Origin of the sequence: Microbacterium sp. (assembly GCF_035554235.1) — a bacterium.
GTDB lineage: Bacteria > Actinomycetota > Actinomycetes > Actinomycetales > Microbacteriaceae > Microbacterium.
In genome coordinates this window covers 1-16,241 of sequence record NZ_DATMIO010000005.1, presented here as the reverse complement: position 1 = coordinate 16,241, position 16,241 = coordinate 1, and the positions used below count along the sequence as shown (strand labels likewise).

15 protein-coding genes are annotated in these 16,241 nt (G+C 68.4%); 8 read left to right on the top strand and 7 right to left on the bottom strand.

Features of this window, described 5'->3' with window-relative positions:
- The 7 genes from VNT50_RS00195 to sdhC all read right to left on the bottom strand — a co-directional run.
- Window positions 1–225 (bottom strand): endonuclease/exonuclease/phosphatase family protein (locus tag VNT50_RS00195; protein ID WP_325483091.1); only part of this gene is annotated, 225 nt, incomplete at its 3' end.
- A gap of 10 nt (window positions 226–235) precedes the next feature.
- On the bottom strand, window positions 236–1,495 hold the full coding sequence (locus VNT50_RS00190; RefSeq protein WP_325483090.1) for a YihY/virulence factor BrkB family protein: 1,260 nt from the start codon (window positions 1,493–1,495) through the stop codon (window positions 236–238).
- 9 nt (window positions 1,496–1,504) lie between these two features.
- Window positions 1,505–2,695: an MFS transporter gene (locus VNT50_RS00185; RefSeq protein ID WP_325483089.1), complete on the bottom strand. Its 1,191-nt coding sequence runs from the start codon at window positions 2,693–2,695 to the stop codon at window positions 1,505–1,507.
- 89 nt (window positions 2,696–2,784) lie between these two features.
- Window positions 2,785–3,498, bottom strand: coding sequence for a succinate dehydrogenase iron-sulfur subunit (locus VNT50_RS00180; RefSeq protein WP_414683915.1), 714 nt, complete (start codon window positions 3,496–3,498; stop codon window positions 2,785–2,787).
- Window positions 3,499–3,584: 86 nt separating this feature from the next.
- Window positions 3,585–5,390, bottom strand: coding sequence for a succinate dehydrogenase flavoprotein subunit (sdhA, locus tag VNT50_RS00175; RefSeq protein WP_325483088.1), 1,806 nt, complete (start codon window positions 5,388–5,390; stop codon window positions 3,585–3,587).
- Between the two features lie 34 nt (window positions 5,391–5,424).
- Window positions 5,425–5,880, bottom strand: coding sequence for a succinate dehydrogenase hydrophobic membrane anchor subunit (locus VNT50_RS00170; protein WP_414683914.1), 456 nt, complete (start codon window positions 5,878–5,880; stop codon window positions 5,425–5,427).
- A 14-nt stretch (window positions 5,881–5,894) separates the two neighbouring features.
- Entirely contained in the window at window positions 5,895–6,323 is a 429-nt protein-coding gene (gene sdhC / locus VNT50_RS00165) for a succinate dehydrogenase, cytochrome b556 subunit (protein ID WP_325483086.1), read from the bottom strand.
- A 203-nt stretch (window positions 6,324–6,526) separates the two neighbouring features.
- Here sdhC and VNT50_RS00160 point away from each other — a divergent pair, with 203 nt between their 5' ends.
- From VNT50_RS00160 to VNT50_RS00125, 8 genes are all read left to right on the top strand, one after another.
- On the top strand, window positions 6,527–7,642 hold the full coding sequence (locus tag VNT50_RS00160) for a mannose-1-phosphate guanylyltransferase (protein WP_325483085.1): 1,116 nt from the start codon (window positions 6,527–6,529) through the stop codon (window positions 7,640–7,642).
- 205 nt (window positions 7,643–7,847) lie between these two features.
- A complete protein-coding gene (locus VNT50_RS00155) occupies window positions 7,848–8,951 on the top strand; it encodes a BMP family lipoprotein (protein ID WP_325483084.1) in 1,104 nt (367 codons plus the stop codon).
- A gap of 115 nt (window positions 8,952–9,066) precedes the next feature.
- Window positions 9,067–10,587 carry an ABC transporter ATP-binding protein gene (locus tag VNT50_RS00150; RefSeq protein ID WP_325483083.1) on the top strand — a complete coding sequence of 507 codons (1,521 nt, stop codon included), beginning with the start codon at window positions 9,067–9,069 and terminating at the stop codon, window positions 10,585–10,587.
- Window positions 10,584–11,858, top strand: a complete 1,275-nt coding sequence (locus VNT50_RS00145) for an ABC transporter permease (RefSeq protein WP_414683913.1) — start codon at window positions 10,584–10,586, stop codon at window positions 11,856–11,858. Before VNT50_RS00150 ends, VNT50_RS00145 begins: the two co-directional genes overlap by 4 nt.
- A gap of 29 nt (window positions 11,859–11,887) precedes the next feature.
- Complete coding sequence (locus tag VNT50_RS00140) at window positions 11,888–13,153, top strand: ABC transporter permease (protein WP_325483092.1); 1,266 nt, start codon at window positions 11,888–11,890, stop codon at window positions 13,151–13,153.
- 29 nt (window positions 13,154–13,182) lie between these two features.
- Window positions 13,183–13,602: a cytidine deaminase gene (locus VNT50_RS00135; protein ID WP_325483082.1), complete on the top strand. Its 420-nt coding sequence runs from the start codon at window positions 13,183–13,185 to the stop codon at window positions 13,600–13,602.
- The gene (locus VNT50_RS00130) at window positions 13,599–14,927 is read left to right on the top strand and encodes a thymidine phosphorylase (protein ID WP_325483081.1); all 1,329 of its coding nucleotides are present in this window, start codon (window positions 13,599–13,601) and stop codon (window positions 14,925–14,927) included. Before VNT50_RS00135 ends, VNT50_RS00130 begins: the two co-directional genes overlap by 4 nt.
- Window positions 14,928–14,949: 22 nt before the next feature.
- Window positions 14,950–16,065 carry an adenosine deaminase gene (locus VNT50_RS00125; RefSeq protein WP_325483080.1) on the top strand — a complete coding sequence of 372 codons (1,116 nt, stop codon included), beginning with the start codon at window positions 14,950–14,952 and terminating at the stop codon, window positions 16,063–16,065.
- Window positions 16,066–16,241 lie beyond the last annotated feature (176 nt).

The following is a 16,241-nucleotide window of genomic DNA, read 5'->3' as shown; positions in this document are numbered from 1 at the left end:
CGTGCGGCTCGCGATCGCGACCCCCGCGCGACCCTTCGCGAGCGCCTCGTCGCCCACGATCGTCCATCCCGGCAGGGCGGCCGCCAGATCTGCCGCGCTCGCGCGAACCTCCTGAAGAGTCAGGATGTCGACATCCGCCGTCTCGAGCCAGGGGTGCATGCCCTTCCGGGCGGCGGCTCGGACGCCGTTGACGTTGACAGAGGCGATGCGTACGCGGCGGGGCATACGTTCCAGCCTACCGACCGCCCCCGACGCCGGAACTCTCCGGTCCGGCCGGATGCGCCGGGGGATCGAGCAAGCCGCGCGCCTTCTTCGGCGCGGGTTCCAGGGTCTTCACGCGCGCGAGTTCGTCCTCCGCCCGCCGGACGGCACGATCAGCCATCCACGCCCGCACCCACGGCGCGGTATCGCGCTCGGCGCGCGCCTCCCGCACGCGGACCTCGGCCGCCACCACGAGCGCCTTGTACTCCGCCAGCTGCCGTTCGTACTCCGACATCGGCGTCAGCGGAACGTTCGCGTCCTGGGCGGCGACGGCGATCCATGCGGCCGCGACGAGCGTGATGATCCCGACCAGGCGGAACCACAGCAGCAGCCCGATGAACACCGCGAAGGTCGCCAGGAGCGGGTTCGACGGACCGCGCGCGAAGAGCCACCCCGCACCGATCTGCACCACGACGATCGCCGCGCCGCCGAGGAGCGACCCGGGCCAGATCAGCCGCCAGCGCAGAGACGTGCCGGAGAGAAAGCGGAACAGGGCGGCCAGCGCCCCCGCATCGACGGCGAACGCCACGAGAAGCGCGGTGATCCGTCCGACCGATTCGTACCAGAACGAGTCGACCTCCAGCCCGAGCAGCGCGAAGAAGCTGTCGAGCGCCCAGGTCGAGAGCCCACCGAGGGCCGCGCCCAGCAACAGGGCGAGGCCGAAGATGACGGCTGCCAGGAGGTCGCGCGCCTTCATGAGCACGTACGGACGGGGCTCCTTGGGCAGCCCGAAGATGTCGCGTACGGCGTAGCGGGAGTACGTCACCCAGCCGATCGCGGTCCAGATCAGGGCCACGAGTGCGACGCTGCCCGTGAACCCGAACAGGCTCGCGCTCGTTGCGGTGATCGACTCGATCTGCTTGGGGGTGATGGCACCCCCATCGGCGATCAGGCCGGGGATGTAGGCGTTGATCACATCGATCAGATTCTGCGTGAGGGCATCGCTCGAGCCGACGGCGATGCCCGCGATCGCGAAGGCGAGGTAGATCGCGGCGAAGATGGCGAAGAGGGCCTGGTAGCTCACCCCCGCAGCGAGCAGGAACCCGTTATGGGCGAGGAAGTGCCGCCAGACTCGCACCGGAAACCACGCGAGAGTGCGGCGGGTGAGCTCCGTCGCCCGCTCGACCGGCTCTTCGAATCGTTCGCGCCACGCAGGGGCCGCCGGTGGCGACTCAGGCGACACGGGGGATGCCGCGTCAATGCCCGACGCAGGGCGTGCGGGCTTGTCGGACACACCATCACCCTAGCGAGGCACCGCTGTCTCGACCTCGGCGGACGGGACGGGCGCGCGGAAGCGCCGGGCGACGAACAGCACGCCGACAAGAGCGGCGGCCGGAAGCAGGAACGCGAGGCCCAGGCCCGGGCCATCCGCGAGCAGGCCGATCAGCACCGCGCCGACCACCGCTCCGGCATAGTTGAAAAGGTTGACTCGCGCGATAACCTCGTCGCCGCGGGCCGGCATCAACGCGCCCGCCGACGTGAAGGCAAGGGGCACGAGCGCGCCGACGCCGACGCCCGCAAGGGCGAAACCGACGATCGCCGCCCAGACGAACGGCACGAAGGCGACGACGATGCAGCCGATGATCGAGACGCTCGTCGCCACCACGACGACGCGCAGGCGAGTCCACCGGAGCGTCGCGCGGTCGGTGACCAGCCGGGTGACGAGCACCGCACCCTGATACGCCGCGTAGCCGAGCGGCGCGATCGCCGCGGCGGCGAGCAGGTCGTCGTGCAGGTACACGGTGCTCCACGTGCTGACACCGGAGTCGAGCGTGAAGGCGGCCAGGATGACGAAGCCGAACAGCCAGATGCTCGCCCGGGGGAGGGGGACCTTCGACGCGGAGCCGATCGGGGTGGCGGCGCGCGTGCGATCGAAGCGCCTCAGCCCCAGCACCCCGACGACGCCTGCCACGGCCGCGGCGAGCAGGATGGCGGTCCACGGGGGCAGGGCGAGGGCGGAGCCGCCGGCGACGGCGAGTGCCCCGACGATCGCTGCCCCGGTGGCCGCGGCGAAGTAGCCGCCCATGATGTCCCGTCCGTAGCGGCGCTGGGTGAGCACGCCCTGCATGGCGCCCGAAGCGTCGACGACTCCGAGGCCGATGCTGTAGGCGACGAAACCGCCGATGAAGACGGCGAACGGGGTCTCGGTTCCGAAGAGCAGGAGACCCGCAACTTCGAGCATCAGCCCGGCGGACAGGGCGATGCGGCTCCCGCGCCACTTCGCGAGCAGGTCGGCCACGACCGAGCCCGCGGCGGCCGCGGCGCAGCTGAGCAGCACGATGAGCGCCACGACCGTGTCGTCGACGCCGAACCGCTCTTTGAAGACGGGCAGCGACGTCACCACGACCGCGTAGCCGAGGCCCTGGGCTGCGTAGGCGCCGGTGACGACGGTGCGCGACCGACGTGCACGGGATGTGGGCGCGGCGGCGCTCAACGGACGAAGCTCACTGGACGAAGCTCACTTGGACGAAGCTCACTGAACGATGCGGACCGGCGACTGTGCTCACGCTCGGAGCATACCGGCTACCGCCCGCGGAGCACTGCCTGCTTGACCTCGGCGATCGCCTTCGTGACCTCGATGCCGCGCGGGCACGCCTCGGTGCAGTTGAAGGTCGTGCGGCAGCGCCACACTCCCTCCTTGTCGTTCAGGATGTCGAGCCGCACGTCGCCCGCATCGTCGCGCGAGTCGAAGATGAACCGGTGCGCGTTGACGATTGCGGCCGGGCCGAAGTACTGCCCGTCGGTCCAGAACACGGGGCACGACGACGTGCACGCGGCGCACAGGATGCACTTCGTGGTGTCGTCGAAGACCTCGCGGTCGACGATCGACTGGATGCGCTCCTTGCCCTTCTCGGGAACCGAGCTGGCGATCAGGAACGGCTGCACCTCGCGGAACGACGCGAAGAACGGCTCCATGTCGACGATGAGGTCCTTCTCGAGCGGCAGTCCCTTGATCGCCTCGACGTAGATCGGCTGCGAGATGTCGAGGTCCTTGATGAGCGTCTTGCAGGCGAGGCGGTTGCGGCCGTTGATGCGCATCGCATCCGAGCCGCAGATGCCGTGCGCGCACGAGCGGCGGAACGAGAGCGACCCGTCGACCTCCCACTTGATCTTGTGCAGGGCATCGAGTACGCGGTCGGTGGAGTACAGCTCGACGTCGTAGTCGACCCAGCGCGGCTCGTCGTCGACCTCGGGGTCGAAGCGCCGGATGATGAAGGTGACGAGGAAGGACTGGATGCCGGTGTCGTCGTCACGCGCCTCGGCGGCGATGATGCCGGCGTCGGCGTCGGTGCGTTCGATGATGTCCGTCGCGGTCGTCACGGCTAGTACTTCCTCTCCATGGGCTGGTAGCGCGTGATGACCACGGGCTTCCAGTCGAGCGAGATGTGGTCATCGGCCTGCGACGAGTGCGGGTCGCCGGTCAGATAGGCCATCGTGTGCTTCATGTACTCGGCGTCGTCGCGGTTCGGGAAATCGTCCCGCATGTGGCCGCCGCGGCTCTCCTTGCGGTTGCGCGCCGTGTAGACGACGACCTCGGCGAGATCGAGCAGGAACCCGAGCTCGACGGCCTCGAGCAGATCGGTGTTGTACCGCTTGCCCTTGTCGTCGACGTGGATGTTCAGGAAGCGGCTGCGGAGATCCTCGATCACGCCGAGCATGTGCTTGAGCGAGTCCTCGGTGCGGAACACCTGCGCGTTCTTGTCCATCTCGTCCTGCAGCGTCTTGCGCAGCACAGCGATGCGCTCGGTGCCCTGGTTATTGCGCAGGCCCTCGATGAGCTCGCGCACCTCCTTGGCCGGATCCTCCGGGAGCGCCACGAATTCGGCATCCTGCACATACGCGACCGCGTTCTTGCCCGCGCGCTTGCCGAACACGTTGATATCGAGCAGCGAGTTCGTGCCGAGGCGGTTGGAGCCGTGCACGGACACGCACGCGCACTCGCCGGCGGCGTAGAGGCCGGGAACGACGGTCGTGTTGTTCGAGAGCACTTGCGCGTCGTTGTTCGTCGGGATGCCGCCCATGGCGTAATGCGCGGTCGGCATCACCGGCACGGGCTCGACCACGGGGTCGACACCCAGGTAGGTGCGCGCGAACTCGGTGATGTCGGGGAGTTTCGTCTCGAGCACCTCGGCGCCCAGGTGCGTGCAGTCCAGCAGCACGTAGTCGCGGTGCGGGCCGGCGCCGCGGCCCTCCGCGACCTCCTGCTGCATGCAGCGGCTGACGATGTCGCGGGGGGCGAGGTCCTTGATGGTGGGCGCGTAGCGCTCCATGAAGCGCTCGCCCGAGACGTTGCGGAGGATCGCGCCCTCGCCGCGGGCGCCTTCGGTCAGCAGGATGCCGAGGCCGGCGAGACCGGTCGGGTGGAACTGGAAGAACTCCATGTCTTCGAGCGGCAGGCCCTTGCGCCAGATGATGCCGACGCCGTCTCCCGTGAGGGTGTGGGCATTGGATGTCGTCTTGTAGATCTTGCCGAAGCCGCCGGTGGCGAAGATCACGGCCTTCGACTGGAAGACGTGCAGGTCGCCGGTGGCGAGCTCGTAGGCGACGACGCCCGCGATCCGGGTGCCGCCCGCGTCGTCCTTCACGGTGATGAGGTCGAGCACGTAGAACTCGTTGAAGAAGTTGATGCCGAGCTTGACGCAGTTCTGGAACAGTGTCTGCAGGATCATGTGGCCCGTGCGGTCGGCGGCGTAGCAGGCGCGGCGCACTGGGGTCTTGCCGTGGTCGGCCGTGTGCCCGCCGAACCGGCGCTGGTCGATCTTGCCTTCCGGCGTGCGGTTGAACGGCAGGCCCATGTTCTCGAGGTCGATGACCGCGTCGATGGCCTCTTTCGCGAGGATCTCCGCCGCATCCTGATCGACGAGGTAGTCGCCGCCCTTGACAGTGTCGAACGTGTGCCACTCCCACGAGTCCTCTTCGACGTTCGCGAGCGCCGCGGCCATGCCGCCTTGCGCCGCACCGGTGTGCGAGCGCGTCGGGTAGAGCTTGGAGATCACGGCGGTCTTCGCGCCGGGGCCGGCCTCGATCGCCGCGCGCATCCCGGCGCCACCGGCGCCCACGATGACGATGTCGAACTGGTGGTAGTGAACCCCGTCGCGCACGACGGAGTCGGTGGTCTGCGTGGTCACTTGGTGAGAGCCTTCTTCGTGTCGATCGGCGAGATCATGCCGCGGCCTGGCAGGTCGTCCACAGCGTGCTGTCCTCGGTGACGCCCAGGCACGGGTCGAATGTGAAGACGACCAGCGTGCCGAGCACGATCAGGAATCCCGCCGAGAGCGCGATGGCCCAGACGAGCACGCGGCGCAGCCTGGGGGTCGTGACGTAGTCGTTCACGATCGTGCGCATGCCGTTGGCGCCGTGGATGAGGGCGAGCCAGAGCATCGCGACATCCCACCACTGCCAGAACGGGGTGGCGAACTTGCCGGCGACGAACGCGAAGTCGAGTGCGTGGATGCCGTCGTCGACCATGAGGTTCACGAAGAGGTGCCCGAAGATGAGCACGATCAGCAGCACGCCCGAGACGCGCATGTAGATCCAGCCCCACTTCTCGAGGTTGGCGCCTCGGTTGCGGGGGGCGATGCGCGAGGAGCGGGGGGCGGCGAGGGCGTCGGCGCCCATTCCGGCGGTGGCCATCAGTGTCCCCCTCCAGCGAAGACGTTCATGAGGTGTCGGGGCGTGAAGGCGAGCATCGTCACGGCCCAGATGCCCAGAACGCCCCAGAACAGCTGGCGCTGGTACTGCGCGCCCTTCGACCAGAAGTCGACGACGATGATGCGGAGCCCGTTGAACGCGTGGAACGCGATGGCGGCGACGAGCACGACCTCGCCGAGCCCCATGATGGGGTTCTTGTAGGTGCCGAGCACCGCGTTGTACGCCTCGGGGGACACGCGGATGAGGGCGGTGTCGAGCACGTGCACCAGCAGGAAGAAGAAGATGGCGACGCCCGTGATGCGGTGCAGCACCCACGACCACATGCCTTCTCGACCGCGATAGAGGGTTCCCCGGGGAACCCTCGATGTGGTGTCCGATACCGACGGTGTCACGCGTGTTCCTGCAGACACGGTCGTCCTCCCTGGTTTCATCGTCGGCGGGGCCTGCGCTGCCCCGCACCCCGCGCCGTCGGCGGAGCCGACGCTGCCCCGCACCCGCGCGGGCGCTCGCCCTCATCCTATTCCTGCGGCCGGGAGGGGGCGAATGAGGCAGTCCTAACTATCTCGACATCGAGATGTCTCGGCGCGTCACACCGCCCGGGTACCCTGTGCGCATGGCCGAATCGATTCCTGGTTTCTACGCCGTCATCCCCGCCGGGGGCATCGGCAGCCGCCTCTGGCCGCTGTCACGAGCCGACGCGCCGAAGTTCCTGCACGACCTCACGGGGTCGGGCCGGACGCTCCTGCGCGACACGTGGGACCGACTCGAACCGCTCGCGGGAGAGGGCAGGATCGCGGTGGTCACGGGCCGCGCGCACCGGGCCGCGGTGGAACGAGAGCTGCCGGGCATCGAAGACCACAACGTCATCCTCGAGTCCGAGCCGCGGGACTCGGCCGCCGCGATCGGACTGGCCGCCGCCATCCTCGCCCGGCGCGAGCCTGACGTGATCATCGGCTCGTTCGCCGCCGACCACGTGATCCGCGGCACGCGCCTCTTCGACCACGCCGTGCGCCAGGCGGTCGCGGTGGCGGAGGAGGGCTACATCTGCACGCTGGGCATCCCGCCCACGGAGGCCTCGGTGGGCTTCGGTTACATCAAGAAGGGCGGCGAGCTGATCGTGGATGCCGCGCCCGAGGCGGCGTTCGTCGAGAGGTTCGTGGAAAAGCCCGACCTCGAGACCGCGAAGCAGTACTTCACCGACCGCTCCTTCCTCTGGAACGCGGGAATGTTCATCGCCCGGGCCGATGTGCTGCTCGGCGAGATCGCCGAGAACGAACCCGAGCTGTACGCCGGGCTGATGGACCTCGCGGAGGTCTGGGACGACCGCGAGGCCCGCGGACCCGTCGTCGACCGGGTGTGGCCGACCATCAAGAAGATCGCCATCGATTACGCCGTGGCCGAGCCGGCGGCCGAGAAGGGCCGCCTCGCCGTCGTGCCGGGCCACTTCGAATGGGATGACGTCGGGGACTTCGCGAGCCTCGCCAAGCTCAATTCGCACGGCCGCGGCAACGACCTTGCGATCCTGGGTGAGAACGCGCGCATCCTCTCGGACGCATCCAGCGGCATCGTCGTCAGCCAGACGCGGCGGGTCATCAGCCTCATCGGCGTCAAGGACATCGTGGTGGTCGACACCGAGGACGCCCTCCTCGTCACGACGAGCGAGCACGCGCAGCGCGTCAAGGGCGTCGTCGACGCCCTGAAGCTCACCGGCCGCGACGACGTGCTCTGACGCCCGCCGGGTGCGGGCGGCGGCATCCTCGTGACGGCACTGCGCCGTGTCGAATGCCGCCGACGGAGTCGACGGTGTATCGACACATTGCGTCTTTGTAACCATTGGCCCGCCCGAAGCCGCCGCGCATGCAAATGAGCCGTCACACTGGGTAACTTCGTACCGTCACCCGCGAGGTCCGCGGGTGCATCCCTGGGAGGCTGAGTTGACCATTTCAACCCGTAAGAGAGTGCTCGGCGGACTTCTGGCTGCGAGCGTCTTCGTGGCCCTGGCCGGTTGCGCAGCGCCCCCGCCGGAGACCGACGCAACCGAGGAACCCGGCGGCGGCGCCGTCGAGGGCTTCCTGCCCTGCATGGTCTCGGGTACCGGCGGATTCGACGACAAGTCCTTCAACCAGCTCGGCCTGGAGGGCCTCGAGCAGGCCAGCGAAGACCTGGGCGTCGAGAACATCGCCGTCGAGTCGAACACGACGTCGGATTTCGCCCCCAACATTCAGAGCGTCCTCGACCAGAACTGCACCCTCGTGGTCACGGTCGGCTTCGACCTGGCGGCGGCGGCAGCCGAGGCTGCCCAGGCGAACCCCGAAGTGCAGTTCGTCTCGGTCGACGACATCGTCGACACCGACTTCGACGGCGAGACGGACTTCCCGAACATCAAGCCGGTCATCTTCGACACCGCGCAGGCGGCCTTCCTGGCCGGCTACGCCTCGGCCTCGTACTCGAAGTCGAAGGTCGTCGGCACGTACGGCGGCAAGCCGTTCCCGACGGTCACCATCTTCATGGACGGCTTCAAGCAGGGCGTGGACTACTGGAACGAGCAGAAGGGCGACACCGTGAAGGTGCTCGGCTGGGATGGCACCGACGGCGTCTTCACCGACGCGTTCGTTCCCGACCCGGCCGCCGAGAACGCCGTGCGCGGGCTCATCGACCAGGGCGCCGATGTGATCCTGCCCGTGGGTGGTGGCATCTACCTGAGCGCAGCGTCCGTCATCCGCGATTCCGGCAAGGACGTCGCGCTGCTCGGTGTCGACGCCGACGTGTTCGAGACCGACCCGTCCGTCGCGGACCTGCTGCTCACCTCGATCCGCAAGGCGATCGACGTGGGTGTCTCGAAGGCGATCATCGAGGCCGGCGAGGGCAACTTCGATGCCACCCCGTACGTCGGTGTCCTCGAGGACGAGGGCGTGGGAATCGCCCCCTTCCACGACTTCGAAGACAAGGTCTCGCCCGACCTTCAAGGTGAGCTCGACACGATCACGGCCGGCATCATCGACGGATCGATCCCCGTCACGTCCTACCTGTCGGAGTAGGTTTCGACACCAGTGGGGAGGCCGGTTCGCCGGTCTCCCCACTGCGCTGTGAGCGGGCGTCGCGCCCGCGATTCCGTCGGTGCATCGACGCACCCCCGTTACTAGGATTGCGACCATGAAGCTCGAGCTCCGAGGGATCACGAAGCGGTTCGGCGACCTCGTTGCGAACGACCACATCGATCTCGTGGTCGAGCCGGGCGAGATCCACTGCCTTCTCGGCGAGAACGGCGCCGGGAAATCGACCCTGATGAACGTTCTTTATGGCCTGTACACGGCCGAGGAAGGCGTCATCGTCCTCGACGATCACGTGCAGAATTTTCGCGGCCCGGGCGATGCGATGCGCGCCGGCATCGGGATGGTGCACCAGCACTTCATGCTCATTCCCGTTTTCACCGTCGCCGAGAACGTCATGCTCGGTCACGAGAGCACACGCGCCGGAGGACTGCTCGATCTGGATGCCGCGCGCGACCGGGTGCGTGAGATCGCTGCCCGATTCGGGTTCCACGTCGACCCCGACGCGCTCGTCGAGGACCTGCCGGTCGGCGTGCAGCAGCGGGTGGAGATCATCAAAGCCCTCTCCCGCGACGCGAAGGTGCTGGTCTTCGACGAACCCACGGCCGTGCTGACGCCGCAGGAGACCGACGAGCTCATGGAGATCATGCGCCAGCTCAAGGCGACCGGCGCGTCGATCGTGTTCATCACGCACAAGCTCCGCGAGGTGCGCGAGGTGGCCGACCGCATCACCGTCATCCGACTCGGCAAGGTGGTGGGTGAGGCCTCACCGGGGGCCTCCAACGCCGAGCTCGCCTCGATGATGGTGGGGCGCGCTGTCGAGCTCACCGTCCACAAGGAACCACCGCGCCTCAACGACCACGCCCTCGTCGTAGAGAACCTCACCGTCATCGACACCTTCGGTCACGTCGTCGTCAACGACGTGAGCTTCGATGTCACGGGTGGCGAGATCCTGGCGATCGCCGGCGTGCAGGGCAACGGCCAGACCGAACTCGCCCAGGCGCTCATCGGGCTCGAGCCGCTGGTGCGGGGATCGGCGAAGCTCGATGGCGAGCAGCTCGTCGGCAGAAGCGTTCGTCGCATCCTCGACGAGGGCGTCGGCTTCGTGCCCGAGGATCGCACCGAGGATGGGCTCGTCGGCGCATTCACGATCGCCGAGAACCTCATGCTCGACCGCGCCAACGGCGAGCCCTTCGTCAGGGCGTGGAACGTACAGCGCCGGACCCTCACAGATTTCGCGAACGAGCGTTTTCGCGAGTTCGACGTTCGAGCACAGAGCATCGACACACCGGTGGGCACGCTGTCGGGCGGCAACCAGCAGAAGGTGGTCCTCGCCCGCGAGCTCAGTCGCGATCTCTCCCTCTTCGTCGCCGCGCAGCCCACGCGCGGCGTCGATGTCGGCTCGATCGAGTTCATCCACAAGCGCATCGTCGAAACGCGCGACGCCGGCGTCCCGGTCATCGTGGTCTCGACGGAGCTGGACGAGGTCACCGCTCTGGCCGATCGGATCATGGTCATGTATCGCGGACGGATCGTGGGGGTCGTTCCAGGGAACACTCCTCGCGACGTGCTCGGCCTGATGATGGCGGGCGAGCCCGCCGCCGGGGAAGGGGCTGCCGCGTGATCGCCTCGACCGACAAGACCGACGCACCGCCGCCGGGGAAGTGGCACGACACGTTCCTCCGGATCACCCAGGGCAACGCGATCATCTCGGTGCTCGCGATCGTGCTGGCTCTCATCGTCGGCGGAATCATGATCGCCGCCACCGACGAGGATGTCCAGGCATCGGCGGGATACTTCTTCTCGCGCCCCGCCGACACGTTCGCCGCGATCTGGGATGCCGTGTCGGGGGCGTACAGCGCGCTCTTCCAGAGCGCCGTGTACAACTTCGGTGCTCCCACCTTCGCGCGCGCCATCCGGCCCTTCACCGAGACCCTCACCTTCGCGACCCCGCTGATCGCGGCCGGGCTCGGCGTCGCCCTGGCCTTCCGCATCGGCATGTTCAACATCGGCGGCCGGGGGCAGATGCTGATGGCGTCCGCCGGCGCGAGCTGGGTGGCGTTCTCGTTCGATCTCCCGTGGGGCATCCACATGATCGTCGCGCTCGTGGTGGGTGTGGCCGCCGGCGCGTTATGGGCCGGAATCGCCGGGCTCCTGAAGGCACGCACCGGTGCGCACGAGGTGATCGTGACGATCATGCTGAACTACGTCGCGGTCTACCTCGTGCTCTGGATGCTGCGAACCCCGGGGCTGCTCCAGGCGCCGGGGTCGAACAATCCCACCTCCCCGGCCTCGAAAGACACGGCGATTCTGCCGGGTCTGCTCGGCCCGCAGTTCAATCTTCACTTCGGCTTCATCCTCTCGATCGCCGCGACATTCCTGGTGTGGTGGATCCTCAGCCGCTCGAGCCTCGGGTTCCAATTCCGGGCGGTCGGCGAGAACCCGAACGCCGCGCGGGTCGCGGGCATCAACGTCAAGAACATGTACCTGTTCGGAATGCTCATCTCGGGCGCGCTCGTCGGTCTCGCGGGGGTGAACCAGGTGCTCGGCACGATCACCTCGGGATTCACGATCGACATCGACGCGGGCATCGGATTCGATGCCATCACCGTCGCGCTGCTCGGCCGTTCCACGCCGTGGGGAACGTTCGCGGCCGGCATCCTGTTCGGCGCGTTCAAAGCCGGCGGTTTCGGCATGCAGGCCGCCGAGCAGATTCCGATCGACATCGTCACGGTTGTGCAGTCGCTCATCGTCCTGTTCATCGCGGCGCCGCCCCTCGTGCGAACGATCTTCTTCCTCCCGTCTCCCGAACGCGATCGGCGCCGGCAGGAGAAGGCGCGTGAAAAGGCGCTCACCGCGCGCGTCGAGTCCGACGTCGAGGGGGCGGCCAAGTGAGCACCCCGACGGTCTCCACGGCAGGTCTCATGCCCAGCGGCGGCGCCGAGACATCAGATCTTGCCGTCATCCGCAGCTGGAAGGCGCCGATCGGCCTCGCCATCTTCGCGGCGCTCTTCGGGCTCCTGCTGCTGTTCGCCCCGCGGGGCGGCGAAACCGCCTTCCGGGTGTCCACCGAGGCGGACCTCATCCAGCTGCCCGCGCTCGTCGTGCCGGTCGCACTGACGACGTGGGTGTGCTTCGGCGTACTCGTGCTTCTGGCGGCCGCATCCGCGTTCTTCGTCCGATCCGCTGCGCGCACGCCGCTGTGGATCATCATCGTCTTCATCGTGACGCTCGTTCTCGGCTTCCTCGCGTGGGCGGCTTCGGGAGCGACGATCCCCGTGGTCGGGCTGCTGGCCGGGACGATCGCCCTCGCGGTGCCGCTCATCTACGGCGCGCTGGGCGGCGTCATCGGCGAGCGCGCGGGCGTCGTCAACATCGCGATCGAAGGCCAGCTGCTCGCCGGCGCCTTCAGCGCCGCGGTCGTCGCGTCGATCACTCGACAGCCCCTCCTCGGCCTGCTCGCGGCGATGGTGGCCGGCGTGCTCGTCGCTTTCGTGCTCGCGGCGTTCGCGATCAAGTACGTGGTCGACCAGGTGATCGTCGGCGTCGTCCTCAACGTGCTCGTCATCGGGCTCACGAGCTTCCTCTATTCGCAGGTGCTGCAGCCGAACGCTGCGCTCCTGAACACTCCGCCGCGTTTCGACCGCATCCCCATTCCACTGCTCGGCGAGATCCCGGTGATCGGTCCCGTGCTCTTCCGGCAGACGATCGTCGTCTACCTGATGTACGCGGCCGTCGCGCTCGTCTATGTCGGGATGTTCCACACCCGGTGGGGGCTGCGGCTCCGGGCCGTCGGCGAGCACCCCCAGGCGGCGGACACGGTCGGCATCAAGGTGAACGCCACGCGCTTCTGGAACGTCCTCCTCGCGGGTGCGATCGCGGGGATCGGCGGCACCGTGTTCACGATCGGCGCGGCCATCCCGTTCAACAAGGAGATGACCGGCGGTGTCGGCTTCATCGCCCTCGCGGCCGTGATCTTCGGGCAGTGGGATCCGGTCAAGGCGACCCTCGCGGCGCTCCTCTTCGGATTCGCCTCGAGCCTGCAGAACACCCTCAACATCATCGGATCGTCGGTGCCGAGCGAGTTCATGCTGATGCTGCCGTACCTCGTGACGATCTTCGTGGTGGCCGGTGTGGTCGGCAAGTCAAGGGCCCCTGCCGCCGACGGCAAACCGTACATCAAGGGATGACGCGGCCGACGCCGCGACATCGGATCACCATGCCAGGAGCCACAACCATGACCGACATCGACTGGGACGAGTTGCGCGCCGTCGCGACGGTGGCGATGCGAAAGGCGTATGCCCCGTACTCCCGCTTCAAGGTCGGGGCCGCCGCGCTGGTCGGCGACGGCCGGATCGTCTCGGGCTGCAACGTCGAGAATGCGTCGTACGGCGTGACCCTGTGCGCGGAGTGCGCGCTCGTCGGCGATCTCTTCATGTCGGGCGGCGGCCGACTGGTCGCGTTCGTGTGCGTCGACGGCGAGGGGCGCACGCTGATGCCCTGCGGCCGCTGCCGACAGCTGCTGTTCGAGCACGCGATCCCCGGAATGCTGCTCGAGACCGTGTCCGGCATCCGCACCATCGACGAGGTGCTCCCCGACGCGTTCGGGCCCCACGATCTGGAGGAGGCGGCGCGATGAACTTCCTTCGACAGGCCCAGGGACCGGGGGCAATCGAGCCCTTCGATGCGGTCGATGTCATCCGCGCCAAGCGTGATGGCGAACAGGTCCCGCACGACGCGCTGCGCTGGATGATCGACGCGTACACCCGCGGCTTCGTGATGGATGCGCAGATGTCGTCGTTCGCGATGGCGGTGCTGCTGAACGGGATGTCGCGCGACGAGATCCGCGTGATGACCGACGCCATGATCGACTCCGGCGAGCGGATGAGCTTCGACGGTCTCGGCAAGAAGACCGTCGACAAGCACTCGACCGGGGGTGTCGGCGACAAGATCACCCTGCCGCTCGTCCCGCTCGTGGCCGCGTTCGGTGTCGCCGTGCCGCAGCTGAGCGGTCGCGGGCTCGGGCACACCGGCGGCACCCTCGACAAGCTCGAGTCGATCGCGGGGTGGCGGGCCGCGCTCTCCAACGACGAGATGTTCGCGCAGCTGCGCGACGTCGGGGCGGCCATCTGCGCCGCCGGGTCGGGGCTCGCGCCGGCCGACAAGAAGCTCTACGCGCTGCGCGATGTCACCGGCACCGTCGAGGCGATCCCGCTGATCGCCTCGAGCATCATGTCGAAGAAGATCGCCGAGGGCACCGACGCGCTCGTGCTCGATGTGAAGTTCGGCTCGGGCGCGTTCATGCACGACATCGATCGCGCCCGCGAACTCGCGCGCACGATGGTCGAGCTCGGCACCGACTCGGGCGTGGCGACGACGGCTCTGCTGACCGACATGGACACCCCGCTGGGGCTTGCCATCGGAAACGCCAACGAGGTGCGCGAATCGGTCGAGGTGCTCGCCGGGGGCGGACCCGCGGATGTCGTCGAGCTGACGATCGCGCTGGCGCGCGAGATGCTCGCCCTCGCCGGTCAGCCCGACGCCGACGTCGAGGCCGCGCTGGTCGACGGTCGTGCCATGGACTCGTGGAACGCGTTGATCCGCGCCCAGGGCGGCGACCCGGATGCCGCGCTGCCCGTGCCGCGCGAGACGCAGACGGTCGTGGCCGACCGCGACGGCTTCGTCACGCGCCTCGAAGCGCTTCCGTTCGGCATCGCGGCGTGGCGCCTCGGCGCCGGTCGTGCGCGCGCGGCGGATCCCGTCATCCACGCCGCCGGCATCGATCTGCACGCGAAGCCGGGCGATCGCGTCGTCGCGGGACAGCCGCTCTTCACGCTCCTCGCCGATGATCCCTCGCGCTTCGACCGGGCGCTCGGCGCCCTGGGCGGCGCGTGGGAGATCGGTGACGCCCTGCCGGACGGCGCCGCCCCCGGATCCCTGGTGCGCGAGCGCATCACCGCCTAGAGCCGATCAAGGAGACACACATATGTCGATAGACCAGGCAGGGGACCCGCAGGTCCAGGGGATGTCCATCCGCGCCCTCCCAAAGATCTCGCTGCACGATCACCTCGACGGCGCCGTGCGCCCGGCGACGATCATCGAACTGGCCGAGGACGCCGGTGTCGAGGTGCCCGAAACCGATCCGGCCGCGCTCGCGGACTGGTTCGCCGAGAAGAGCGATTCGGGCTCGCTCGTCGAGTACCTCAAGACGTTCGACCTCACGACGGCCGTCATGCAGACCCGCGAGGGTCTCACCCGCGTGGCCCGGGAGTTCGTCGAGGATCTCGTCGAGGACGGCGTCATCTACGGGGAGGTGCGCTGGGCGCCCGAGCAGCACCTGGGCGGCGGCCTGTCGCTCGAACAGGCGGTGGATGCCGTGCAGGCGGGCATCGAGGAGGCCGAGCACGCCGCCGAGCGTGCAGGCGGCGGCATCCGTGTCGGCCAGCTGATCACGGCGATGCGCCACACCGACCGCTCGCTCGAGATCGCGAAGCTGGCCGTGGCGTTCCGGGGGCGCGGGGCCGCCGGGTTCGACATCGCGGGGCCGGAGGACGGCTTCCTGCCGTCACGGCATCGGGAGGCGTTCGACTACCTCGCGTCGGAGTTCTTCCCCGTGACGGTGCACGCTGGGGAGGCCGCGGGCCTCGACTCGATCCGCTCGGCCCTGATCGACGGCCGCGCGCTGCGGCTCGGGCACGGCGTGCGCATCGCGGAGGACCTCGAGGTCGTCTCGCGCTCGGGCGAAGAGGTCATGGTGCAGTTCGGCGACCTCGCGCGCTGGGTGCGCGACCGGGAGATCCCGCTCGAGCTGTCCCCGACATCCAATCTGCAGACGGGTGCGATCGCGGCGTGGGGCACCGAGCTCGGTGACCACCCGTTCGACCTGCTCTACCAGCTCGGCTTCGCCGTCACGGTCAACGTCGACAACCGCACCATGAGCCGCACGTCGCTGACCCGCGAGCTCGGCCTGCTGGTGGACACGTTCGACTACGATCTCGACGACCTCGAGACCTTCCAGCTCAACGCCGCCGCGGGCTCCTTCCTGCCGGTCGAGGAACGCGAGGAGCTCATCGACCTGATCGTCGACGGCTTCGACGCCTAACGCGCTGCGCCGCGTCAGCCTCCGTGTCCCACTTGGGCCGGGATACCAGCCGGCTGAGGCGGCTCAACTGGGACATGCGGCGGAGCGAGTCTGAGCGTGTCCCAGTTCGGCCGGCAAGGGAGCCGGCGGGAGCGGCTCAACTGGGACATGCCTCGGTGTATGGGCCGAGGAACGGC